At 70.0% G+C, this 23,046-nt stretch carries 28 protein-coding genes; 20 read left to right on the top strand and 8 right to left on the bottom strand.

Translation table 11 applies throughout. From position 1 onward, the window contains the following. Positions 1-8 precede the first annotated feature (8 nt). The 9 genes from P3T35_RS30710 (at position 9) to folE (ending at position 6,838) form a co-directional block, all read left to right on the top strand. Positions 9-569 carry an SUMF1/EgtB/PvdO family nonheme iron enzyme gene (locus P3T35_RS30710; RefSeq protein ID WP_101382962.1) on the top strand — a complete coding sequence of 187 codons (561 nt, stop codon included), beginning with the start codon at positions 9-11 and terminating at the stop codon, positions 567-569. Beyond that, a complete protein-coding gene (locus P3T35_RS30705; RefSeq protein WP_101382963.1) occupies positions 566-1,009 on the top strand; it encodes a DUF6884 domain-containing protein in 444 nt (147 codons plus the stop codon). Before P3T35_RS30710 ends, P3T35_RS30705 begins: the two co-directional genes overlap by 4 nt. Beyond that, a complete protein-coding gene (locus P3T35_RS30700) occupies positions 1,006-2,040 on the top strand; it encodes a glycosyltransferase family 2 protein (protein ID WP_218976715.1) in 1,035 nt (344 codons plus the stop codon). Before P3T35_RS30705 ends, P3T35_RS30700 begins: the two co-directional genes overlap by 4 nt. Then, complete coding sequence (locus P3T35_RS30695) at positions 2,037-2,984, top strand: radical SAM protein (RefSeq protein WP_101382965.1); 948 nt, start codon at positions 2,037-2,039, stop codon at positions 2,982-2,984. Before P3T35_RS30700 ends, P3T35_RS30695 begins: the two co-directional genes overlap by 4 nt. After that, complete coding sequence (locus P3T35_RS30690; RefSeq protein ID WP_180356659.1) at positions 2,981-3,547, top strand: phosphoribosyltransferase family protein; 567 nt, start codon at positions 2,981-2,983, stop codon at positions 3,545-3,547. The genes P3T35_RS30695 and P3T35_RS30690 overlap by 4 nt, the downstream gene beginning before the upstream one ends. Next, positions 3,544-4,674, top strand: a complete 1,131-nt coding sequence (locus P3T35_RS30685; RefSeq protein WP_101382967.1) for a glycosyltransferase family 4 protein — start codon at positions 3,544-3,546, stop codon at positions 4,672-4,674. The genes P3T35_RS30690 and P3T35_RS30685 overlap by 4 nt, the downstream gene beginning before the upstream one ends. Then, a complete protein-coding gene (locus P3T35_RS30680; protein WP_180356660.1) occupies positions 4,674-5,537 on the top strand; it encodes a 5'-3' exonuclease H3TH domain-containing protein in 864 nt (287 codons plus the stop codon). Before P3T35_RS30685 ends, P3T35_RS30680 begins: the two co-directional genes overlap by 1 nt. Continuing rightward, the gene (locus P3T35_RS30675) at positions 5,531-6,145 is read left to right on the top strand and encodes a PIG-L family deacetylase (protein WP_101382968.1); all 615 of its coding nucleotides are present in this window, start codon (positions 5,531-5,533) and stop codon (positions 6,143-6,145) included. Before P3T35_RS30680 ends, P3T35_RS30675 begins: the two co-directional genes overlap by 7 nt. 102 nt (positions 6,146-6,247) lie before the next feature. After that, the gene (folE, locus tag P3T35_RS30670; RefSeq protein ID WP_101382969.1) at positions 6,248-6,838 is read left to right on the top strand and encodes a GTP cyclohydrolase I FolE; all 591 of its coding nucleotides are present in this window, start codon (positions 6,248-6,250) and stop codon (positions 6,836-6,838) included. A 279-nt stretch (positions 6,839-7,117) separates the two neighbouring features. On the opposite strand, the gene P3T35_RS30665 is transcribed toward folE, so the two are convergent. The 5 genes from P3T35_RS30665 to P3T35_RS30645 all read right to left on the bottom strand — a co-directional run bounded on the left by P3T35_RS30665 (position 7,118) and on the right by P3T35_RS30645 (position 11,275). Beyond that, positions 7,118-7,384 (bottom strand): hypothetical protein, encoded by a 267-nt coding sequence (locus P3T35_RS30665; RefSeq protein ID WP_045306696.1) that lies wholly within the window; start codon positions 7,382-7,384, stop codon positions 7,118-7,120. A 47-nt stretch (positions 7,385-7,431) separates the two neighbouring features. Continuing rightward, a complete protein-coding gene (locus tag P3T35_RS30660) occupies positions 7,432-8,607 on the bottom strand; it encodes a cytochrome P450 (RefSeq protein ID WP_101382971.1) in 1,176 nt (391 codons plus the stop codon). Between the two features lie 2 nt (positions 8,608-8,609). Beyond that, positions 8,610-9,857, bottom strand: a complete 1,248-nt coding sequence (locus P3T35_RS30655) for an MAB_1171c family putative transporter (RefSeq protein ID WP_180356661.1) — start codon at positions 9,855-9,857, stop codon at positions 8,610-8,612. A gap of 18 nt (positions 9,858-9,875) precedes the next feature. Beyond that, positions 9,876-10,373, bottom strand: a complete 498-nt coding sequence (locus P3T35_RS30650) for a regulator component (RefSeq protein WP_101382972.1) — start codon at positions 10,371-10,373, stop codon at positions 9,876-9,878. 191 nt (positions 10,374-10,564) lie between these two features. Next, the gene (locus P3T35_RS30645) at positions 10,565-11,275 is read right to left on the bottom strand and encodes an SDR family oxidoreductase (protein WP_101382973.1); all 711 of its coding nucleotides are present in this window, start codon (positions 11,273-11,275) and stop codon (positions 10,565-10,567) included. A gap of 451 nt (positions 11,276-11,726) precedes the next feature. Between P3T35_RS30645 and P3T35_RS30640 the strand changes: the two genes are divergently transcribed. Continuing rightward, positions 11,727-12,548, top strand: coding sequence for a helix-turn-helix transcriptional regulator (locus P3T35_RS30640; protein WP_101382974.1), 822 nt, complete (start codon positions 11,727-11,729; stop codon positions 12,546-12,548). Positions 12,549-12,632: 84 nt separating this feature from the next. Here P3T35_RS30640 and P3T35_RS30635 read toward each other — a convergent pair whose 3' ends face one another. Beyond that, on the bottom strand, positions 12,633-13,085 hold the full coding sequence (locus tag P3T35_RS30635) for a Secondary metabolite protein (RefSeq protein ID WP_101382975.1): 453 nt from the start codon (positions 13,083-13,085) through the stop codon (positions 12,633-12,635). Between the two features lie 430 nt (positions 13,086-13,515). Here P3T35_RS30635 and P3T35_RS30630 point away from each other — a divergent pair, with 430 nt between their 5' ends. From P3T35_RS30630 to P3T35_RS30585, 10 genes are all read left to right on the top strand, one after another. Next, a complete protein-coding gene (locus P3T35_RS30630) occupies positions 13,516-13,830 on the top strand; it encodes a transcriptional regulator (RefSeq protein ID WP_101382976.1) in 315 nt (104 codons plus the stop codon). Position 13,831: 1 nt separating this feature from the next. Continuing rightward, positions 13,832-14,881: a hypothetical protein gene (locus tag P3T35_RS30625; protein WP_101382977.1), complete on the top strand. Its 1,050-nt coding sequence runs from the start codon at positions 13,832-13,834 to the stop codon at positions 14,879-14,881. Further along, entirely contained in the window at positions 14,881-15,588 is a 708-nt protein-coding gene (locus P3T35_RS30620) for an ATP-binding protein (RefSeq protein WP_101382978.1), read from the top strand. Before P3T35_RS30625 ends, P3T35_RS30620 begins: the two co-directional genes overlap by 1 nt. A gap of 110 nt (positions 15,589-15,698) precedes the next feature. Beyond that, positions 15,699-16,271 (top strand): WhiB family transcriptional regulator, encoded by a 573-nt coding sequence (locus P3T35_RS30615; protein ID WP_101382979.1) that lies wholly within the window; start codon positions 15,699-15,701, stop codon positions 16,269-16,271. Next, a complete protein-coding gene (locus P3T35_RS30610) occupies positions 16,268-17,308 on the top strand; it encodes a DUF2637 domain-containing protein (protein ID WP_101382980.1) in 1,041 nt (346 codons plus the stop codon). The genes P3T35_RS30615 and P3T35_RS30610 overlap by 4 nt, the downstream gene beginning before the upstream one ends. Before the next feature lie 83 nt (positions 17,309-17,391). After that, positions 17,392-17,616, top strand: a complete 225-nt coding sequence (locus P3T35_RS30605) for a hypothetical protein (protein WP_101382981.1) — start codon at positions 17,392-17,394, stop codon at positions 17,614-17,616. A gap of 179 nt (positions 17,617-17,795) precedes the next feature. Further along, positions 17,796-18,230 carry a MobC family plasmid mobilization relaxosome protein gene (locus P3T35_RS30600; protein ID WP_280708603.1) on the top strand — a complete coding sequence of 145 codons (435 nt, stop codon included), beginning with the start codon at positions 17,796-17,798 and terminating at the stop codon, positions 18,228-18,230. Next, positions 18,227-19,972 (top strand): mobilization protein, encoded by a 1,746-nt coding sequence (locus P3T35_RS30595; RefSeq protein WP_101382983.1) that lies wholly within the window; start codon positions 18,227-18,229, stop codon positions 19,970-19,972. The genes P3T35_RS30600 and P3T35_RS30595 overlap by 4 nt, the downstream gene beginning before the upstream one ends. Positions 19,973-20,066: 94 nt before the next feature. After that, positions 20,067-20,462, top strand: coding sequence for a hypothetical protein (locus P3T35_RS30590; protein WP_101382984.1), 396 nt, complete (start codon positions 20,067-20,069; stop codon positions 20,460-20,462). A gap of 198 nt (positions 20,463-20,660) precedes the next feature. Beyond that, on the top strand, positions 20,661-22,058 hold the full coding sequence (locus tag P3T35_RS30585) for a hypothetical protein (protein WP_101382985.1): 1,398 nt from the start codon (positions 20,661-20,663) through the stop codon (positions 22,056-22,058). A gap of 317 nt (positions 22,059-22,375) precedes the next feature. Here P3T35_RS30585 and P3T35_RS30580 read toward each other — a convergent pair whose 3' ends face one another. Together P3T35_RS30580 and P3T35_RS30575 are read right to left on the bottom strand one after the other, a co-directional pair. Then, the gene (locus P3T35_RS30580) at positions 22,376-22,675 is read right to left on the bottom strand and encodes a hypothetical protein (RefSeq protein ID WP_143676942.1); all 300 of its coding nucleotides are present in this window, start codon (positions 22,673-22,675) and stop codon (positions 22,376-22,378) included. 29 nt (positions 22,676-22,704) lie between these two features. Further along, positions 22,705-22,926 carry a hypothetical protein gene (locus P3T35_RS30575; protein ID WP_280708598.1) on the bottom strand — a complete coding sequence of 74 codons (222 nt, stop codon included), beginning with the start codon at positions 22,924-22,926 and terminating at the stop codon, positions 22,705-22,707. Between the last annotated feature and the right edge of the window lie 120 nt (positions 22,927-23,046).

Genomic DNA, 23,046 nt, shown 5'->3' with positions numbered 1-23,046 from the left:
GGCGCACCATGGAAACCACCGCCGACCACCAGGTGGTGTGGATCCCGATCCCGGGCGGCATCTGCCTGTTCGGCGACCGGCAGCGCCGGGTGAAGGTGCCCGACCTCGAATGGACGGCCACCCCGCTCACCTGCGTGCAGACCGGGCAGCTCGGTGGAGCGCTGCCGCTGACCGGTATCGTCCAGGCGCAGGCCGCACGGCTGGCCGCCGACCTGGGTGGTCGGCTGCCTCGCTCCTCGGAGTGGGAGTGGGCCGCCGCCGGGCCCAGCCGCAGGCTCTACCCCTGGGGCGATGTGGATCCCGGGTCGGCCCGGGCGAACCTGCGCGGCGGCCCCGGCCAGCCGACCGAGGTCGGCGCCTACCCGGCCGGGGCGACACCAGACGGATTGCTCGACATGGGCGGTAACTGCTGGGAGTGGACCTCCAGCCCGACCATCGGCGGCGGCTTCGTCATCCGAGGCGGTTCCTACAACTCCCTGCAGCTGTACGCGCAGTCCACGTTCCTGAACGCAGCCCCGGCCGAGCTGGGCTCGCCCGGCATCACCGTACGGGTGGTGAGGGCGGCATGAAATGGGACCTGCTGATCGCGGGCTGCTCCCGGCGCAAAGCCCCCGAGCGCAGGCCGCTGCCCGCGCTGGAGCGGTACACCGGCGGCATCGCCCCGCACCTCCGCACGCGGTTCGCCGGCCACCGGACCGCCCGCGACCGGATCCGCTTCCTGTCCGCCGAGCACGGCCTGGTCCACGCGGACACCCTGCTCACCCCCTACGACCGGCAGCTGACGCCTGCTCACGCCGACCGGCTTCGCCCGCTGGTCGCCGAGCAGCTAACCCGCGAGTTCAAGGCTGAGGGCGTACCGGACCGGGTGCTGCTCGTGCTGGAACCCCTCTACCTCGTGCCGCTCGCCGACCTGCTCGAACACCCTGGGCGCCCCACCCTGCACTGGGTCCACGACCCGCGCGGCTGGGCCGAGACCGCAGCCGTCCTGGATGAATGGAGGTGGCCGTGACCGACACGCTCGCGGGCGCACTCAAGACCCGCTCCAACGACCACAGCCACCTCACCGGCGCTTTCCACGGCCGGATCGGGCTCGGCTGGCACCAGCCCACCCCGGCCGTGGCCGCTCAGGGCCGCCCGCTGTCGGTGGTGCTCCCGGCGCTCAATACCGCCTACGCACTGCCAGCGGTGCTGGACGCGCTTGCCGCGCAGCGCACGGCCGGACCCGTGGAGGTGATCGTCGTGGACGACGCGTCCACCGACGCGACCTTCGAGATCGCCCGCCGGCACCCGGCGGTCACTACCGCGGTCCGGCTGGCGGCCCGCTCCGGTTCGGCCGCCGCACGCAATGCCGGCGCCCGCCTGGCGCAGGCCGAGAACCTGCTGTTCGTTGACGCCGACATGGTGCTGCCCACGCACGTACTCGCGGACTTCGCCGCCCGCGCTTGCCCGGAGACCGTGCTGACGGGCTTCCGCCACAACCTGCCCTACCAGAGCGGCCCGGGCGGCCTGGTGCTCCCCGACAGCCCGCCACAGCTGGCCGCCGACCACCGCGTCACATGGACACCACCGGTCAACACCCGGCTGCTGTACTCCGGGATCACGCTTACCGAGCCGCTGGACGGCCGCCCGCTGGACGCCACCGACGACTTCCAGAACCTGGGGCACGGCCGGTTCTACTACGACTGGGACCTGCCCAGGATGGCCGTCACCGCGCTGCTCGGTGTTCCCCGCGAGCGCTTGGTGGACGTCGGCGGCTTCGACGCCGCCTTCGGCCAGATCGGCTGGGGCATGGAGGACACCCACCTCGGCGCCGCGCTGATCGCCGCCCGCTGCCTGGTCATTCCGCTGCGCCAAGCCGTCGGCTACCACCTGGACCCGCCGGACGCCGCAGCCCAGTGGCAGACCAAGGCCGCCGCCTGGCCCGCCACCCTCGCCCACTACCGGGCCCTGCTCGCCCAACCCGCTCCGACAGGGCGAGGCCGCGACTTCGCTACCGCCACCGACAAGCTCGTGACCGACGCAGAGGTGATCACCTCATGATCCGAACCTTCGCCGCCGCCGCCATCAACGGCACCATGGTTGTCCACGACCCGGCCGTGGGCACCAACCACCTGCCGCCGCAGCCCTTGCCGTCCGGCCGGATCGCCCTGGACGAGCACCAGGTCGCGGCCTGGCCCGAGGCCCAACCCGGCCAGCTCACCCCGAAGGCACCGCTGAGCATGTGCTGGTCGCCGATCGTCCGGTGCAACCTCGCCTGCCCGCACTGCCTGGACGACAAGAGCGTTCGCGAGTCCAGTGCGGAGGAGCGCCAGCAGCTGGCCGGACACATCACCGCATCCGGCGTTCTGGGCGTGGACCTGTCCGGTGGTGAGCCGCTGCTGCTGCGCGACTTGCCCGACCTCGCCCAGGCGATTCGTGCCGGCGAACGGGCCGTGGTCAGCTGCACCACCAACGGCTGGCACCTCGCCCGGCGTGCCCAGGAGTTGGCCCCCGCGCTCGACGCCATCCGCGTCTCGCTGGACGGCGCCACCGCAGCCACCCACGACACCTGGCGGGGTACCGACAGCCACAGCCGGGCGATCGACGGCACCCAGGCCGCGGTCGCCGCAGGCCTGCGGGTCCAGTTCCAGATGGTGCTGATGCGCTCCACCTACCACGAAGCCCAAGCCCTGCTGGACCTGGCCTCCCAACTCGGCGTCGGCGGCGTCACCTTCCTCCAGCTGCTGCCGATCGGCGAAGGCCAGGCCATCGCCGACGACCAGATGCTCACCGACGAGCAGGCCCGCGCCGCCGTCTACTCCCTCACCGTCCCCGACGGCGTGCGGGTGCGGCTGCGCACCCGCGGCAGCGCCGACGGCTTCACAGTGCTGCGCGCGGACGGCTACGCCTGGCGCAACACCGGCGGCGCCACCAGCATTACCGCCTTCCTGCCAGTCAACGGCCCCGAGGATCTGCACCTGCCCACTGCCGCGAGCGCCTCGTGACCGACACCGACCAGCAACCCAGCCACGGGCGGCGCCTGTTCACTCGAACCAGCCCCTACGCGCCCACCCTCTACCAGTGCTACGCCGCCGCTCGCCTTCTCGCCGAGTCCACGGCCGGCTGCCAGCCGCCGGTGACCGCCGTGGTGGGCATCGCCAACGGCGGCATCAGGCCTGCCACCGTGATCGCCGACCAGCTCGGCGTCCCGCTGCACCTCGCTATCGCCCGGCACAACCAGACAGACGAGCTGTGGCAGCAGGCTACCGGCGAGGTGACCGTGACCCTGCCCGGCGCCCTGCCGCGGCGATTCGGGGGAACCGTGCTGCTGGTCGATGACATCGCCGGCTCCGGCGCCACCTTCGCCGCCGTCACCCAGGCCTTGGGCCCGCTGCTTGCCGACTCGGCAGTCACGAAGTCCCTGGCGCTGTGCCGCAACGCCGGCTGCAGCGAAGGCCCGGACGGCTGGGTCTGGGACGTGGACGACTGGGTGGTCTTCCCCTGGGAACAGGGCTGCCCCGACGACGCCCGGCGGCTGCCGGTGCCCAATAAAGTGAGGACCCTATGACCACGCCCGCGTCCCGGGGAGTGCTGCTCGTCCTCGCCTCCTGGACCCCTGACGCCCCCGCGGGAATCGAGCGCGCCACCGCCGCGCTCGCACTGGGCCTGGCGCAAGCCGGGCACCGGCCCGTCATCGCGACCGCCGCCCCGCAGCCCGCCGCGCCCGGCCTGCCGGGCGTGAAGGTGGAGCACCTGCGCCTGACCGGGATCAGCTTCCCGTGCGACGACGAGACCCTGCGCCGCGCCGTCACATGGCAGGACAACGCCCTCGGCCAGCAGATCCGCGACCTGATCATCCGTCACCGAGCAGATACCGTCCTGTTCACCGACGCGCTGTGGGGGCTGGGCCGCTTGCGCGGAGACCTCCCTGGCTACGTCCGCCGCGTCCTGGCCGCCCACGTCCAACCCGCCACCCTGGACGCCGGCCCGGCGCTGGCCCGCGCCCACCACGTCATCGTCCCGTCCGCCGTTGTCCGTGACCAACTGGCCGTCTCGACTGCAGCAGCGGTGAGCGTCGTGCCCAACGCGTTGCTCCCGGACCCGGCACTCGGCCTGCCGAGCCCTGAACGGCGCGAGGAACTGCGCGTGGCCGGCCCGGTCAGGGTGCTGGCCCGGCTGGGGGCGGAGAAGGGCGTCGCCGAAGTCCTCGAAGCCGCCGCCGGGTGGGACCGCCCGCTGGAGATCGCGCTCGCCTCGGCCGGGTTCGAGGACACCGCCGGCTCCCAAGCCGCGTTGCTGGCCCGCTGCCAGGAGCTGGCCGCCTGGCAGCCCAACGTGCAATTGCGCGGCGCGCTCGCCTGGAACAAGGTGCTGCCTTGGCTCGCCGACGCCGCCGTCGTGATCGTCCCCAGCCACCGGGAGACCTTCGGCCTGGTCGCGCTGGAGGCCATGAGCGTTGGGACGCCCGTCGTGGCCTACCAGGTGGGCAACCTGCCCGCGCTCATCGAGCCGACCGGCCACGGAGACCACCTGCTCGTACCCCGCGACGCGGGCCCCGCAGCCCTGCACAAGGCGGCACAGACCCTCCTGGACGATGACATACTGTACGGAGCGACTACACAGACCGTGTACCGGCGGGCACAGGAGTTCACGCCCCACCGGATCGCCCACCTCTTCATGGAGGCGATCTCGTGATGCCCGCAGCCGCTATCACCCCCGCTCCGCTGCTGCTCGTGGACGGCTTCAACGTCCTGTGGGCTGGCACCTTCGGCTTCCCCGCCGAGATCCGCTCCCGCGACAAGACCCGCGAGCTGACCGGCCTGTTCGCATTCTTCGCCCTCCTGCGCGCCACCATCCGCGACGACCTCGACGTCAACCCGCCCGAGGTCGTGGTCGTCTTCGACGGGGAGCACGGCAGCGCCGCGCGCGTCGCCGCGGACCAGGACTATAAGGCCAACCGCGAAGCCACTCCGGAGGCCCTCAAGCCGCTCCAGTTCCTCGCGTCCGTCAAGGCGGGGCTGGACCTGCACGGCATCCGCTGGGTCGAACTCCCGGACCAGGAGGCGGATGACGTGATCGCCACCCTCGCCACCGATGCCGCGCCGACCCGGCCAGTGCGGATCATGTCCCGGGACGCGGATTACTACCAGCTGCTCACGGATCAGATCCGGATCATCAACCGCAGCCGCAAGGCCACCGCACGGCTGATCACCGCGACCGAAGTCCTCGAACGCTACGGCGTCACCCCCGAGCAGTGGCCGGCCTTCCGCGCCCTGACCGGCGACGCCTCCGACAACATCCCCGGCGTCCGCGGAGTCGGCCCCAAGGTCGCCGCCCAACTCCTAAGCGACCAGCTGCCACTGGAGAAGCTGCCAAACTCGGACCGGTTGACCGGCGCCAAGGGCCGGGCGATCACCGAGGCATGGCGCGACGTGAAGCGCTGGCGCGACATGATCACGATGAAGCGTGACCTGGACGTTCCGCTCACCCCGACCGGAGAGGTCAGCCCGCAGCTGCCCAAGCCGGCCGAGGTGGTCGAGAAACTGGGGCTGTGGTGAGCACCCCGGGCTCGGTGCTGGCCCTGTTCGCCCACCCTGACGACGCTGAGCTCTGGGCGGGCGCCACCCTGGCCCACCACGCCGGCCACGCCACGGTCACCGTCGCAGTCCCGTACCGGGACTCGATCCGGGACGCCGAAGCCGTCGCCGGTGCCGAGATCCTAGGAACCGAGCTGCGCCAATTGCCCGCCCTCGACACCCCGACGATCCACCAGCTGCTGATGGAGACCCGGCCCGAGATCGTCATCACCCACCCGCTGCGCGACGTGCACCCCGAGCACCGGGCCGTCGCCGAAACCGTCCTTGCGGCCTTGCCAGAGCCGGTGATCGCCACCGGTTTCCCGCGAAGCCTCTACGCCTGCGACACCTACAACTCTCTGACTCTGGACGGCCCGGTACGCGCCGACCGCATCGTTGACGCCACCACGATGTTCACCACCAAGATCCGGGCGCTGCACGCTCACGCCTCCCAGCCGATCGAGGAGCACTTCGGCCCGATGGCCGAGCAGCTCGGCCGGCTTTGGGGCGGCAGGATCGGCACGCAGTACGCCGAGGCGTTCACCACCCTGCCCATCCTCGGCCGCCTGCCTGCGGCCACCCGGCTCTGACCGTACCCAGCGCCAGGGCTGCAACCGGGCTGGTCCACACTCGGGCCCAGACCCGTCACCACCATCCGATGGCTTCAACTGTCATGCCCTGAAGGGGACACCGTGGCATCCATACCCGCACCTGCCCGCCGCCCGGTCAACACTGAGCGCGTCGAACTCCTGACCCGTGACCTGCTGATCGCCCTCGGCGAGGACCCCGACCGCGAGGGCCTCGCTGAGACACCCCGCAGGGTCGCCGCCTGGTGGAGCGAGTTCCTCGACCGCGACCACGGAAAGCTCGGGACCACCTTCACCCACGACACCACCCACGACGACTTCGTACTGCTGCGCGGCATCGAAGTCTGGTCGCTGTGCGAGCACCACCTGCTCCCGTTCCGCCTGAACGTCTCCATCGCCTACGTCCCCCAGGCCCAAGTCCTCGGCTTGTCCAAGCTCGTTCGCCAACTTCACCTCCACGCCGCTGCGCTGCAACTCCAAGAGCGCATCACCGACGCCGTCGCCAACGACATCGCCAAGGCCGCCGGCACCGACGATGTCGCGGTCTTCGCGGAAGGCGAGCACCTGTGCATGAGCATGCGCGGCGTCCAGGCGGGCTCGGTGCGCACCATCACGTCCTGCCGCCTCGGGCGTACGGCGAGCGACCCCGAACTGGCCCGACGAATCGAGCGGTTGGCGATCGGGCCTGGACAGTAGGCGAGCACCGGATCATCCGTCGCTCAGCCGGGACCGTCCCGCCCGATGGCGCATTCCTCGGGGTGCCGATTCTTGAGTCCCGGAGCATTCACCTGGCCGTCGCACGCGAAGACCGGCGAGCGTCTGAACTGGCTGCGGCTGCCCGTCAGGGACAAGCTGTGGCACGGCCAGCGCGGTGACACGGGCGGCTTCAATCAGGAACTCCTCGGGTGGAAGCCGTCCCCGTACAGTCGGTGTTCCACGCCGACCCGCTCGCCCGAGCCGCCGGCCTCCCTGAGCTCACAGGCTTTTCAGCACCGCCTGGCACTCCCGGCAGCGCTTGTCGTACAGCGCGGGTGGGTACCAGGGTTCGCCCGGCCTCGCGGGTCGGTAGTGGGCGTGTTCCATGGCGTCGGTGTCGAGACCGCAGAGCGTCCGTGGTAGCGGGTCCTCGGGCGCGTCGGGGTCGGCGCCGGCGGCGTGCACCAGAAGAACGACCGGCTCGACACCATCGGGTCCGATTTCCTGATCAGGCTCCAGCTCAAGAAGAACGACGATCGAGGCCATGCCCTGACCCTGCGGCACAGCGGAAGCGGGCGCATCCCGGGTTCGGCCTATGGCAGGACGGGCAACGTCTCAAGGCCCCGCATAAGCCGCGTGTGCCGCCACTGCAGCTCGGCACTGGGCACGGCCAGGCGAAGCTGGGGGAATCGGGCGACGATGCGCTGGAAGGCGATCCCACCCTCGGCGCGGGCGAGGGGCGCCCCGAGGCATCGGTGGATACCGTGCCCGAAGGCGAGGTGCCCCTTGGCGTCCCGGTCGAGGTTGACTCGGTCCGGATTGGCGAAACGTGCGGGGTCGCGGTTCGCGGCGCCGGGCGCGATCAGCACCGGCGAACCCGCAGGAATCTCGGTGCCGCCGAGGCTGATGGCCTCGGTGGTGAACCGGAAGGTGGCCATGCTCACCGGGGAGTCGAACCGGAGAAGCTCGTCCACGGCCGTGTCGGCCAGGTCAGGCTCATCTCGCAGGCGGTGCAACGCATTCGGCGTCTGTAGCAGGGCCAGGAGACCGTTGCCGATCAGGTTGGTGGTGGTCTCGTGCCCGGCCACGAGAAGGAGCACTGCGAGGGAGACGAGCTCGTCCTCGCTGAGACGGTCCTCACCGTCGCGGGCACGGATCAAGTCGTTGAGCAGGCTCTCGTCGGGGGTGCGGCGCTTGTCCGCGATGAGGTCCGCCATGTAGCCCGCGACGGCGTGCGAGGCGGAGTCGATTCGTTCGGGCTGTCCGGCCGCGAAGAGTTCGTTGGACCATGTGCGCACCGCTCTGCGGTCGGCGTCGGGAACTCCGAGCAGTTGGCAGATGACCGTGACGGGCAGCGGGATGGCGAGGCTCTCGATGGCGTCGGTCCGTTCGCCGGGCACCCACGCGTCGAGCAGTTCGTCCGTCAGGCTGGCGATGTACGGGCGGAGCCGCGCGACGGCCCCTGGCGTGAATGCCTTCGTCACCAGACTCCGCAGCCGCGTGTGCTGCGGCGGATCGGTGGCCAGCATGCTCTGGGATACGGCGGGGTGCAGGTTGCGGCCGGTGTCCTTGCCGGCGAAGAAGGCCGCCGTGTCCTTGGACATCCGCGGTTCGGCGAACGCCTCCCGGGCTTCGGCGTAGCCGGTGACGAGGTAGCTCGACCGCCCTCTTCCTCCGGGTACCTTCTGGACCGGGGAGGCGCTTCGGAGCGCGGCGAAGGTCTGGTACGGGTTGCGGAAGAAGCCGGGGTCCTGAAGAGGGTTGCTCATGCTCATCCCTGTGCCGTCTCGAGCATCGGGGCCTCGCGGGAGGCCGTCCGGACGATGTCGCTTGCGGCGTACGCCCGCGCCACCGAGCGTAGCCAGATGGTCTCAGCGCGGAGGTTTCCCGCCCGGGCGGCGGTTCCAGGAGCTTGCGGTGCCAGAGTGAACTCCGGCTCATCGCCAGAGTGCATCGCCCGGAGGGCCGCTGCCAGGACCGCTGCCTCGACCACCGCGTCACCGTCGGCAGTGCCGGCTAGGTTGCGACGCTCTACCTCGCGGGTGGCTGCCTGCTGGACCGTAAGCGAGCGGTAGGGGCGCAGAGTGAGGATGCCGTCGTTGATCTCGACGACGCGACGGTGGAGCAGGAAGTCGATCTCGTTGTCGATCACGGCATCGTCATCAAGGATGATCTCAGGGAGGGCTGCGGTGAAGTCCTGCCACAGGGGATTTAGATCGGCGATCGACTGACGCTCCCAGCGGCGGCGGAGGAACTGCGTGAGCGGCCAGAGCGCGGCCGGCAGGGTCAGGCCGGCGGTGATGAGGAGCACGCCGACGGCCGGAGCCGTGACACTCAGAGCGCAGTGCACCGGTGTGACCAGGCTGGTGCAATGCGGGCCGCCGGGGATGACATCCCAACCGAACAGGGCTCCAACGGCATTGACGGTCTTGTAGGCGGTGTAGAGAAGGGCGAAGACGCAACCGACCGCCGTGGTGCGCAGCCCGATGCGCTGGCTCTTCCGGGTGGCGGTGCGTGATCGGGCCCACGTCTGGGCGAGGCAGTCGTAGACGGCGTATCCGAGGAACGCGATGTACGCGGCGGAGTAGACATGCAGGGAGACCGGTGCCTCATCGAGCTGGCCGTGGAGCTCGGCGGCACTCCACATCAGGGTGCGCGGGGTGACCGCGAAGGCTACGGCCATCGTGGCGACAGCCAGGGCCAGGAGCCGGAGCCGCCACCGAAGCCGGCGCCGAGCCTCGTTCGCGTCGTGGTTGAGGAAGAGGAGCACCGAGGCGACGCTGGCTGCCGCGGACAGGGTCGCGGAGTTGCTCACCAACCGGGAGAAGTCCGGCGTGATGGAGTCCTCCAGAGCGCGGATCGCTGGCTCGTAGGCACTGAAGGCGACCGCGAAGCACCCGAGGAAGGCGGAGACGCTCAGGGCGCCGGCGGGACGCCGGCTGGGGCGGCGTCTGAACGCCCAGTAGAACGATGCAGCCAGCAGCAGAATGGGCATGCCGCCGAAGATGGCGCTGATCATGGAGATCGTTCCTTCGAGTCAGGTGAAGATCGCATCCCAGCGCTGGTCGGCGGCCACCGGCCGACGGGCTGGGAGGAAGCGTTCGCGGTACACGCGCTGGCGGATGAGCGTGGCCATGTACTCGGCCTCGCGCTCGTCCGCGGTGGTGTAAGCCGTACGGCCGGACATGCGCTGAATGAGGGTCGGGTTGAGCCCGATGGCTGCGGCGGCGCCGTCGCCGAGGGAGAGCGAGCCCGGGTGGTCGCAGAGAATGTGGCTGATCTCGTGCGCCAGGATGTGCATCTGGTGGGCAGGCGAGGTCCCCTGCTCGACGTACAGGATGTCGGCGGTGGGTGTCTCGACCCGAATGCCGCAGGGCGTGTCGGCGCTGGTATTCAAGCCGAGGGGCTGGAGGACGATCGGCTTTCCTCGCATGAGGGCGACGGCCTCGCGGAGCTGCTGGGTACCGAAGCGGTGCGGCAGTTCGAGGCGGGCGAGGCGCTCCTCGCAGGCAGCCCGAAGGTTGCTCTTGTCCATGATCTTCCCTTACGGGGCACAGGCGTGTCGGTCAGAAGGCGGCCGAGTAGAGGGTTTCGCATGCAGCGGGGAGATCGACGGTGAGTCGGGCATCGCGATGAGCATCGCCGTCTGCCGGGCTCCCAACCTGCCATGGTCGGGGTGCCGGCAACCGGTTACGACATGGTGACGCGCCCTCTCACAGCCGAAGCTCAGTGCCCCATGGCGACGCCGCCGTCGACGGGAATGACAGCTCCCGTGATGTAGCCCGCGTCCTCACTCGCCACGAAACGCACCGCCGACGCGATCTCCCGAGGCTGGGCGATCCGACCAAGCGGGACCTGGGCGACGATTTGGTCCAGGCGCTCCTGCCCGAGAACCGAAGTCATGTCCGTCTCGGTGAGGCCGGGGGCCACCACGTTCGACGTGATGCCCCTGCTCCCGTACTCGCGAGCCAGAGAGCGCGCGAAGCCGATCAGACCCGCCTTGCTCGCGGCGTAGTTGGACTGGCCGGCCTCGCCTGCCATGGCGACGGCGGACGAGATGAAGACCAGCCTGCCCCCTCGGCGCGCGCGGATCATCGCACGCACCGCGCGCTTCGCGCAGCGGTATGCGCCCGTGAGGTTAGTGTCGATCGTTGCCGCCCAGTCCTCCTCCGCCATGCGAAGGAGGAGGCAGTCCCTCGTGACACCAGCGTTGATGATCACGACGTCCGCAGGCCCCTGCTCGGCTTCAACAGCCGCGAAGGCGCGCTCGACATCGTCCGGGATTGTCACGTCGCACTGCACCGCGAAGAGACCGAAGGGCGGTTCGCCGGAGCGGTAGGTAATGGCGACACGGTCGCCGTCCTCGGCCATCTGCCGCGCCACTTCCAGCCCGATTCCGCGACTGCCACCAACCACTAGAACCGATCGACCGGTCATTCCCTGCTCCTTCACGTGCAAGCCAGAACTACGCCGGGCAGGAAGCAGGTCGCTGACGGACACGTGCGGAACTGCTGCTTCCGGGAATCGGCGCTTCCTCACAATGCACTGCCATGAGCGGAAGTCCCACTTCCGGGAATCGGCAGTTCCGCTCACGGAGCGTCGCCGAGAGTACCTGCTGGTTGAAGTTTCAAGGTGATGTGAGGTGGTTGGGATGAAGTGGCAGGCATGCGCCAGTGGCCCGGATGGAAGCCGGATCGCTTTGTGCAATTGGCCTTGAAACTCGATTGCCACCTCTCGGGCCGTCTCGCCAGATGGGCGACATGTTGCACACGCTCCGTAAAGCTGATCTTGATTTCAAGATTTTCTGACACCATGTCGCTTTTGGCGTGATATGGGCCACAAGATCAAATAAAGAAGATCGCCCACGACCCCCGTAAAATCACCCGTTATGAGCGCGATCGAGGCGGCGGGAGCCGCAGAGGACCCTTCTGAGTCCCTGGGCGACCTGCTCCGGTACTGGCGGGGTCGCCTCGACCCCCAGCGCATCCCCGGTCTGGTCCGCGATGGCCGGCGTAGCCCCGGGTTGTCTCAGAGGGAAGTCGCCCGCCTTACTGGCGTGAGTGATCGGTGGTACCGCGAGCTGGAGCTTGGGCGCCAGGCCAACTTCTCCGAGGACTTCCTGGACCGGCTTGCCTTCACGCTCCGCCTGTCCGATGTCGAGCGGCATGGCCTCTACCTGCGCGCTATCGGTCGAGCCCCTGCGCCGCGGGGCAGTGCTGACGCCAAAGCCATCCAGGCGCTGGACGGCCCTATGCAGCGGCTCCTGGACAGTCAGCTTCCCCATCCGGCCTACCTCTCCGACGAGGCGTGGACCATCTTCGGGCACAACAAGCCGCAGGCTGACTGGTTCCCGTGGATCCCCTACGAGCCCAACCTCATGAGGTGGGCCTTCCTCTACCCCGAGGCTCGCGAGCAGCTGGTGAACTGGCGAGACGACTGGGCGCGCCCCTTTCTGGCGCAGATCCGTTTCGCTTGCCTCCAACTCCCCGAGAGTGAGCCCCTCAAGCAGCTCAAGCGAGACATCCTGAAGGGAAACCCCGAGGCGCGCGAGATCTGGGATCGGCACGAGGTGATCGAGCATCCGGACGGTCATGAACGCCGACTGAGGTTGCCCTACCACGGCGACCGGGAGGTCGCTGTGAATATCATGGCGCTGGCTCCGCTTCGCAGTAGCACTACGCGGTTCATAGTCCTGCAGATGACTGACTAGGTCAGCGGACTGAAACAGCAGTGGGCGCACTCGAGCGACTGGCTCGAATGCGCCCACTGCTGTTTATGAAGCGACGCGCGTAGATTATTCGTTCAAATCAAGGCCCAGGAATTCATCGCCGGCCGGGAGTCCTTCGAGATGCCGGGCTTGCTGGATGACGGTGTGCACCATCTTGAGGCTTGTGGGCGACAGGCCGGCGGACCGCAGCGCAACCTGCGCGATCTGCTGGTCCCGCATCGCGGCCACGAGCTTGATCTCGGCCTCGGTGCGTTCGGCCACCTCATCGTCGAAGAAGTAGCCGGCGGGCACACCGAAGAAGGCCGCGAGCGCCTTGATTGTTTCCATCTTCGGGTTGCCGCGCGCGCCGGTCCGGAGCTGCTGGATTCCGCTCGCCGTGATGGCGCCCTCGCCGTTGCCGGCTTCCTTGAGGGCTTGGGCGACCTCGGCGTACGTGTACGGGCCTCGGTTCTCGGGGTGGACCTCCTTGAACAAGTGGTCCAGCCGCTCGGCGAAGGTCCGCCCTGCTCTCTCGGTCATGTCCACCTCCTGTCGTCCCGACGAGTCTAACCACTGGAGTGTGTCGATCGGAACCCGGGAGCCCTTTGATCGACACAGCAGTTGACGAGGGGGCGCAACTGGAGTGTACGTTGATCCCGCACGAGATCACTCAGCAGTTGATACGCGCTGGTGAGGCCGGGTGGAAACCACCCTGGACTGATCGCGAGCGTGGCTCGTATGGTGCTGCTCCCGCCGCGAAGGGCGGGGCCACGAAGGGGAGGGACAGACGATGCGCGGACCACCGTGAACCACGAACCGGGGTGGAAACGAGACCGGCGCCCTGGAGCTACCAACTCCTGGACGCCGGGGCCGGCACTCCGAAGGGCACCGAATCACTACCTCGCGAGCGGCGGGACTTCTTTTGCACGAGAGACCGCCGCGCGCGCTCCTACGAATCCAGGAGTATCACATGCCCAGCCTTTCAGGGGAAGCCCGCTACGGGGCGCCCAGCTCGAGCCAGCAGCGGCTCGGCGCCCAGCTCGCGGACATGATCCCGGGCGCAGTCGCCGTCCACGTCAGCCTCACCGACCCACGCCGACCGTGGCCCCACCCCTACACGGTGGCGATCGACGAGCGCGGCGAGCAGCTCGAGCTGAGCCGCACCACTACCAAGGTCGCCGCCCGCTGGGTGCTGCGCACCTGGCCGGAGGCGGACTGGACGCGCCCGCACAGCCTCGACCTCGCCACCGGGCAGCTCGCCGTCGCCGCGGTCCGGGGCCGCTGACATGGCGCGCATCCGATCGGTCAAGCCGGAGACCTGGGTCTCCGAGACGCTGGCCGAGGTGTCGATCCCGGCCATGGTCACCTTCCTCGGGATGACCAACCACGCCGACGACCACGGCCGCCACCGCGACAACGCGGCGATCGTCTACGGCCTCGTCTGGCCGATGCGCGAGGAGATCAGCCGCGCGGACGTCGAGGACCACCTGCGGCAACTCGCCACTGCTGGAGCGGTCTGCCGATACACCGGCTGCGACGGGCGGCGGTACTTCCACTACCCGACCTGGCGCAACCACCAGAAGATCGACAAGCCGTCGCTCAGCCGTCTGCCGGCCTGCCCGCACTGCGAGCCGGAGCGGTGCGGCGTCTGCAAGGGCCCCTGCATCCAGCGGGCCGCCCTCGCTGCCACCCCGGTAACGCCAGCCGAGGCCGTCGCGAACGCTCCCCGAGTGTTCGCCGAAACCTCGGCGAACACTCGGGCCGCCCTCCAGCAGCCGAACGAGCCCAGCCCGGCACCCGCCGCGCTGACGGTTCCCGCCACCGCCGGAGCATTCGCCCCGGCGATCGACGCCGAGCCAAAGCCGGTCCCGGCCTCACAGAAAACCGCAGGTCAGACGGCATTCGCCGAAGCCTCCCCGAAGGCTCGCCGAAGCCTCCCGGAGCCCTCGGCGCCTGGATCTAGGATCTTGGATCCTGGATCTTCTTTCCCTACGGGGCGCCAGGCGCCCGACGCGGACACCGTCTCGGCAGGCCAGCTGGTCGGCGAGTACGTCGCCTCCTGCGCCGAACGCCCGCCGGGCAGCGTGATCGGCCACCTCGGCAAGGTCGTCAAGACCCTGCTGGACGAGGGCATCGCCGCTGACCACGTCCGCGCCGGGCTGCGGCGGTTCGCCGAGATCCAGGGCCACCCCTCCCGGCTGCCGAGCCTGGTCAACGACGCCATGAACGCACGGGGCGCCGGTTTGGTGCGGCCGGGATTCCGGCCTAACGTGCCCGCTCACCAGCCGTGGACCAACCCGGTCGACGCTGCCACCGCCTACGCCGAGGAGCTGTGATGCGTACCCACCGCGACCCGCAGACCCTCGCCGACGCCCCCTCGGTGCTCGACCGGATGGCCAAGATCCTCGCCGCCCGGGGCATCGACCAGCACGCGGTCGACGCCCTCCCGGACGAGCCGGAGCCCTACTCGGCTGAGGCGGCGCTGTCCGCCGGGCTGCCGCCGCGCTACCGCGACGCGCTCGCCACCAACCCGCAGGTCCTGGCCTGGGTGCGGGAGATCGCCGCCCAGGCCACCGCCCCGAGTCTCGGTGCCCGCCGCCAGGTCGCCACCGGCCCCAGCCTGCTGATGGCCGGAGTCGTCGGCGCGGGCAAGACCCACGAGGCGTACGGCGCGGTCCGCGCCCTGGTGCAGGCCGGCATCGGCGTGCGCTGGCGCGCCACCACCGCCGCCGACCTCTACGCGGAGCTTCGGCCCAGCTCGGACACCGACTCCGAGCGGGTCCTCGCCGCCTACAGCCGGGTGCCGCTGCTGATCCTCGATGACCTCGGCGCCGCCAAGAGCTCCGAGTTCGTCGAAGAGCAGACGTACCGGCTGATCAACCGCCGGTACAACCACATGCTCCCGACCCTGATCACCACTAACCTGCAGATCAGGGACCTCAAGGCCCACCTCGGTGACCGAGTCACCTCCCGGCTCGCCCAGATGACCGCCCGGGTCGAGTTCGAGCTGGTCGACCGCAGACGCCTCCAGCGCGCCGCCTGACGGCCCGCCGCGCCCGGCCGCCCCACGGCGCGCCGCCAGACCTTCACCGACCCAGCGCCCTCTCTGCCGACGCCGACCTCGCGCGCGGAGAGCGATCGGAGCAACCCCTCATGACCACCACGACCAGCCCTGCCCGCCACCGCTCGCTCGGCGACTACACCTGGCAGGACCGGGCCGTCTGCACCCCGACCGAGTACAACCCCGTCGACCCGGAGACCTTCTTCCCCGGACCGGAGGAGGCCGACAAGATCGCCACCGCGAAGGCGCTGTGCACCCAGTGCCCCGTCGCCCGCATCTGCCTGGACGCCGCCCTGGAGACCGGCGACACCCACGGCATCCGGGGCGGCTACACCGAGGAGGAACGCGAACCCCTGCACGCCAGGATCAACGACCGCCTCGACTACAGCCGCGTCAACGCGACCCTCGCCGGACGCGACATCCACCTCACCAAGGCCGAGCGCCGCGCGATCGTCCTCGCCGGCTACCGCCAGTGCGTCCCCGTCGACCGCCTCGCCTGGCTCCTCAAGATCAGCCCCGAGCACGCCCTCAAGCTCTACCGCGAGACCCGCCGAGCCATCCGGCACCGGCAGATCGCCGAGGAAGCCACCCGCGCCGCCTCGGCCGACCACGGCACCGTCAGCACCGCGCAGCTGACCTGCGCCGACTTCGGGACGGCCGCATGAGCACCACCACCGCCACCGCCCCGACCACCGCCCACGTCACCGCCTGGGACCGGGCCGTCGTCATCGCCCTCGGCGCCTCCGGCTGCGCGCTGAGCTTCTCCGCACTCCAGCAAATGGCCGTCGCCATCCACGTGAGGGGGCTCCTCACGTTCCTCTTCCCGATCATCGTCGACGGCTTCATCGCCTACGGGGTCCGCGCGCTGCTGGTCCTGCGCACCGCACCGCTGAGGGCCCGGATCTACGTGTGGACGCTCTTCGGCGCGGCCACCGGGACGAGCCTGTGGGCCAACGCCCTGCACGCCGTCCGGCTGAACGAGCAGAACGCGACCGCCGGCTTCCGGCTGGGAGACACGGTGGTCGCGGTGCTGTCCACCATCGCCCCGCTCGCCCTGGCCGGCGCCGTCCACCTCTACATCCTCATCGCCCGAGGACCGGTCAGCCCCACTGACCGGGACGGTCACGCTGACCGACCGGCCGCGACTGACCGGGGTCAGGTCACCCCTGACCCCGGTCAGGTCACCACCGAGGAGTTCGGACTGACCGAGCGGCCGGTGGCACTGACCGCCGGTCAGGACAGCGCCGGTCACCCCGCCCCCGGTCAGCCGGTCAGCCGCCCGGTCACCGACCCGACCGCGCAGCCGCAGCTGACCCCGGTCAGCGCGGTCAGCCTGACCAAGCCCTCTGACCTGGGCGGTCACCCGGACACCGACCGGCCGGTCACTGACCGACCGCGAGTCGAGCCGCCGGTCACCGCGACGCCGGTCAGCCCCACCGAGGCCACCGGACAGCCGGTCAAGCCGCCGGTCACCGCCCCGCCGGTCACTGACCGGGACGCTGACCGCCGGCCTGACCTGGACACCGAGGACCTGTTGAAGATCGCACGGCAGGCGGTCAGGCAGGAGGACAAGCTGACCCGCAAGGTGGTCGCCCAGGCGATCCGCGGTCAGCAGATCCCCCTCTCCAGCGACACCCTGACCCAGCTGATGGCCCAGCTCCGCGAACAGCACGGTCAGCCGGTCACCGCCAACAGGGACTGACCGACCTCTGACCGCCGGGGTGACCGACCAGGCCACCCCGGCGGTCACCCGCCCGCACCACCGCCGAAGGGGAGCATCCCACCATGCGCACCACCCCCGCCACCTGGGCCGAGGCGGACTCCTGGCTCGCCGTCCTGACCCAGCGCGGCCACCTGCACCGCGTCGAAACCGGCCCGGACGGCGCCCGCAGCGTCCAGCGCGGCCGGCACTCCCGCCCCTGGACCCTCCACCACCCCGTCCTCGCCCTCGACTTCGTCGAGGACCTCCTCCTCGACATCCGCCAGCGCGACACCGAGGCCAGCCGATGACCACCTCCGACCAGGACGGCACCACGCAGGCACCGGAGAGTGACCGTGATCAGGCTCCTGGCGGAGCAAGTTGTGGGGTAAGGAGTCCTTACCCCGCCCCCGCCCCGAAGGGGGCGGAGGCTCCCCGGTCGTCGGCAGACCCAGGGGGGCCTGCCGACGACCGGGGAGTCGGCCCAGGGGTGCCGACGAAGGGGGAGAAGCAGCAGACCCCGCCGAGCGCCGAAGCCGTCCGCGCCGCGCCGCGCCGCCGCCTGCGCCAGAGCGTGCCGCGTACCAACCGCATCTGCCCTCGATTCAGCGACCCCGAGTGGTCCCTCCTCCAGCGCGCCGCCGCCCGAGCCGAACTCGCTCCCGGCGGCTACACCGCTGCAGCCGCCGTGTCCGCCGCCGCCAGCACCGACCCCAGCGCCGCGGTTGCCGACTACCGGCGCGGCATCCAGGAACTCATGGAGTCCAACCGCCAGCTCGGCGCCGTGGGCAACAACCTCAACCAGCTGGCCCACTACGTGAACGCCGGCGGCCAGCCGGGCGCCGAGCTGCGGCAGCTCCTGACCCGAGTCGAAGCCTCCATCGACGCGGTCGACGAGGCCGTCGACTGGCTGGTCCGCCGGTGATCCCCAAGATCCGCACCGGCACCGACCGCGCTTTCCCCCTCATCGACTACCTCTTCGGCCCCGGCAAGCACGAGGAACACACCAACCAGCACCTCGTCGCGAGTTGGAACAACTTCGCGCCCGACCCGGGCCCCAACCCGGAGCGGCACCAGGTCGCCAAGCTCGCCAACCAACTCGACCAACCGGTCAAAGCCCTCGGCAAGCAGGCACCGGCCAACAAGATCTGGCACTGCTCACTGCGCACCGCCCCCGGCGACCGCCACCTCGACGACGCCGAGTGGGCCGCCATCGCCCGGCGCATCGTCCGCGCCACCGGCATCGCTCCCGAGGGAGACACCGCCGCCTGCCGCTGGGTCGCCGTGCGCCATGCCGAGGACCACATCCACATCGCCGCCACACTGGTCCGTCAGGACGGCCGCCTGGCCGCCCTGAGCTTCGACAAGCGCAAAGCTCAGGCCGAGGCCCGCCTCATAGAGAAGGAGTACGGCCTGCGACAGCTCAACCCGGGCGACGGCACCGCCGCGAAGAACCCGACCAGCCAGGAACAGTGGAAGGCCGAGCGCACCGGCCGCACCGAGACTCCGCGCGAGAGCCTGCGCGAAGCCGTGCGCCAGGCCGTCGCCGGAGCCGCCGGCGAGGAGGAGTTCTTCACCCGGCTGCGCGAGGCCGGCCTTCGGGTGAAGCTGCGCAACGCCCCCTCCGGCGACGTCCTCGGCTACAGCGTCGCTCTGCCCGGCGACCGCAACCGCGACGGCGAGCCGATCTGGTTCCCCGGCAGCACCTTGGCCCCCGACCTCTCCCTCCCGCGCATCCGCCGCCGCCTGGACACCGCGCCCGCCACCGCCACCCCGGAGCCGGACAACCACCCGACCCGCTCCGGCCGCTCCGCTCCCGCGCGCCGCCGCCGAGAAGCCGCCGGCACCGCCGAGCGCGCCGCCGCGGTCCTCGACCAGGACGACGACGAAGCCGCCGCCCACCTCGTCGGCGCCGGCGAACTCCTCGACGCCCTCGCCCAGACCTCCCCAGCCGCCACCCGCACCGAACTGCGAGATGCCGCCCGCGCCTTCGAACGTGCCACCCGCAGCCACGTCCGCGCCGAGAAGGCCGACATCCGCGCCCTGCGCTCGGCCGCCCGCGGAATAGTCCACGCCGGCAGCGCGCTCGGACGTGGCGAGGACGGCGGCACCACCGCTATGGTCTTGTCCACGCTCGTCCTGGTCGCTCTGGCCGCAGCCCGCTGGCACTCCGCGAGGGGCCACGCCCAGCAGGCCGCCGCCTCTCGCCAGGCCGCCGAACACCTGCGCACCGCCTACCAGCAGGCCGCCGCCACCCCCATGCGCACCATGCGCGAGATCGGACGCGCCCTCCCGGAAGGCGAGCGCCGCCGCCACGACACCACTATCCGCACCGTCCTCGGCAATGCCGACCCCCAGCAGGGCCCGGCCCACGAGCACGACGCCCTGGCCGCCGTACTCGCGGAAGCCGAGAAGGCCGGCCACGACCCCAAGACCCTCCTGGAGAAGGCCGTTGGGCGCCGGGAGCTGGAAACCGCCCGCAACACCACCGACGTCCTCGTCTGGCGCATCCGACGCCTCGCCGACCTGCCCGCCAACCCTGAACGCTCCCGCACTCGTACGGCCGCCGGCACCCGGGCCCGGACCACCCCGGCACAGGCGCCCACCACCCAGCCGGCACCGGCCCAGCCCGTGACCGACCCGCGCCGCCCGGCACCACGCCGCTGACCCGGCAACGCTCCGAGCAGCCGTTCCGAAACCCCTCGACACCTGGTTCCACCAGGTGTTACGCAAGTACCCGAGCACCGCGAACGGAGAGCACGTGACCAGAACCGAGCACACCACCACCGCTCCGACCCCGATCACCAACCCGGTCCCGGTCGGCTCCGATCCGCTCCGACAGCTGGAGTACGAGACCCAGACCCCCAGTGGCCCGGAAGCTGTCCGGGGCATCCTGCACCCGGCCGAACTGGCCCTGCGCGGCATGCCGGTGACGTGCTCCGCCTGCCGGGCCCGCCGGGACTGGCTGCTGCTCAACCACCGCCGCGACGTGTGGGTGTGCTGCCGCTGCGGCAACGACTGGCTGGAGCCGGAGATCACGCGCAAGGACTTCGACGCCCTGATCGCCGACCCGACCTGGACCCGCCACCCCTCGACCGGTGCCGGGCGGGTGGCCCTCGGGTTCGACGGCACCTTCGCCGGCATCTACCTCGACTAACGAGCGGTAAGACGGCACCGCCCCACTGCTGTCGGCGGCGCCGTCTACCGTAGTTGGGTGAAGTATCGCGCCCATAAGTGGAACTACATGCACCCACATGACGGCACGGCATGTGCGGGCTGTTGCTTGGGAGCTCTGCGACCAGAGCCGGAATATCTGAGGGTGCAAAGCGGTGAGGACCTAGGACCGGCGACAGGGTTGGAGTATCTGGTCGAGGAGGATGGTGCCCTAGTCGAGGAACATTTCCTCCGTCTGCTGGCCGAGTCATCCTTCCTCCGTAACGCGAAGGGGCGGCGAGCGAGTCCGGACCTTGTGGTGTGGGTGTCGCTGCTCCGCCGCCCTGACCTGGTGGCCCGCGTGATGCCGGTCCCGATGGCGATAGCGGCGGGCGTGGCGGAAATGCGTCTAGAGCACTACGGTCGGCAGGCCGAGTTCGAGGACAGGAATGCCATGGAGAAGCTCGCCGATCTGGTGGATCGGCCATTGGCGGACTTGTGGCGCGATCTTGCTCTGCTGAGCGTGGAGCGCTCCGCAGTGGAGGCACTTGGTCTTCGTGCGCGAGTTGAGCGGTTGGCCAGTAAGCAACCGGAGTTGTGGGTACGGTCACTTCCCTGGATCCTTGCGGTCGGCAGCGAACTCGACGGCTTGGACGTCGGCGTTACCCTGGCGTTGGCTGAGCAGGACCAGAACGTGGCAACGGCTCTGTCGGAGGCCGTTCAGAGCCCCGTGAGGAGCGTTCGACGGCGAGCCGAAGGCGTGAAGGCGCTTGCGGAGGGAACAGGACCCATTGAGGAACGCCTTCTGGACGCGCTGGGGAGTTCGCTGGATGCCCGCCGCTCCTGCTTCCCGAGACCTCTGGAGGCACCGTCCGCTACCTGGCTCGCCAGCCGTGATCTCGAAGATCTTCTCCGTGGCGCTGTGCGCTCGGCGGCCCGGGACTTCACGGGTTTGGTTGCCCGGGGTGGCGCGGGCGACGAGGAGACCCTGACGGCACGCCTGTTGGAGAAGCTGACCCAGGGAGTCGGCCAGCAGACAGCCGCGCACCGACGACTCATCTCCTCCACGCCGGAACTGAGCCTCGGCAGCCGGCAGGAAACCAAGTTCGCCGAGAAGGGAAGCGGTGCTGACGTTGGGATCCTCCTGAAGGTCAGTCTTCCTGGTCGAGAAGTAATCGAGGTTGCTGACCTGGTCCAGGTCAAGAAGGCCAACTCGCTGATTCCCAGCGCCTCCGGCGGTGAGGCGTGGCAGATCAACCGCCTTCAACTAGACCAGCTGCTGCGGGTGAGCCCCACTGCGGTGTACTGGCTGATCGCAGGTAGCGGTGACGTTATGGCCGTTCCAGCAAAGGTCCTTTTAGTCACGGGCCTGATGAAGACCGGAGGATCGGCTCGATTCACTGTCGGTCACTCGGACATCCGGCACGCTGCTGTGGGACTCGAGCACTACTTCACCGACCTGATCACGGGTTTGTGGCTTGGTAGTACCAGCGATGAGACGGTCGCCGCAGCTAAGGGGCTCGATCCCCGAAACCGGCCGGAGTTCTTCCTCACGATCGACGTCATGTTCACGCAACAGCGCGATGAACTGAGGGGGTAGACGTACGTCCCCTTCGGTCCTGGGTCGCCGGACCGCTGACGGACGATGGGCCGCGCTGACAGAAGCTTTAGCACCACCAGTACGGAAGGCACAAGTGCGACTAGCTATCTATTTTCACCGTGGAGCAGCCCGGCGCGTATCGGGGCGGAGATCAGTACAGAGTGTGCCCGCACTTCGGCTGAAGGCCAGGAGGCATATGGCACAACTGAAGCAGATAGCAGAAAGGACCGCCACCGGCATCGGTGGCGGTCCTTAGCGCTGCTGTTCAGCGCCCCTAGCCGGGAGGCGCGGCGGACGGGGGAGTTGGCCGTCGACAGTCAGCCGGCGAAGACTGAGCCGTACAGCGGCCGGGCGCAGGCCGAGCTGGTCGGCGAGGGCCTCGGGGCCGAGGGCGGGGGCCTGCCGGAGCCGCTCGAGGACGGCGTGGTCGGTCCGGTGCTCGGTGCCTCGGACGTGCGGTAGGCGGCCAGCGCTCCGCCACCCAGGGCGAACAGCCCAACAGCGCACACCGCGTAGGCGTCGGCTAGGGCGGCCGGGACAGCGGTGGCGGCGCCCAGGGCGGCGAGGGTGCAGCAGGTGATGAGCGCGCCGGGGCGGTGGATCGGGCGATCGGTCACCGGTGGGCGGTCTCCTGCGGCTTGTCCGCTCACGGGCACGGTTGGCCCGGGCCGCGGAAGTCGCAGCCGGGGCAGGCGTCTTCGCCTTCGATGTGGCCCTCGTACCAGCCGTGGACGGCTGCGTGCAGGATCGCCTGCTCGACGCTGGCCTCACCGGAGTTCACGGAGTTGACGGCGTTGGCGACGATCAAGGCGAGTACAGCGGAGTCGGGCGCGGGGAACGGGGGCGAGGGCATCGGCGAGGTGGGCACGGCGGACTCCGTCAGCTGCTGGTGTTGGGCTTGATTCGCTTTGACGGACACCCCTGATCAGGGGCTTCGGCCCCGGTAAGGATGATGTCCATCATGGAGAGCATGGGGAAGAAGAAGCCG

This window comes from Kitasatospora sp. GP30, assembly GCF_029892145.1.
GTDB classification, from domain to species: domain Bacteria; phylum Actinomycetota; class Actinomycetes; order Streptomycetales; family Streptomycetaceae; genus Kitasatospora; species Kitasatospora acidiphila.
This window is presented reverse-complemented; position numbering and strand designations above follow the sequence as displayed.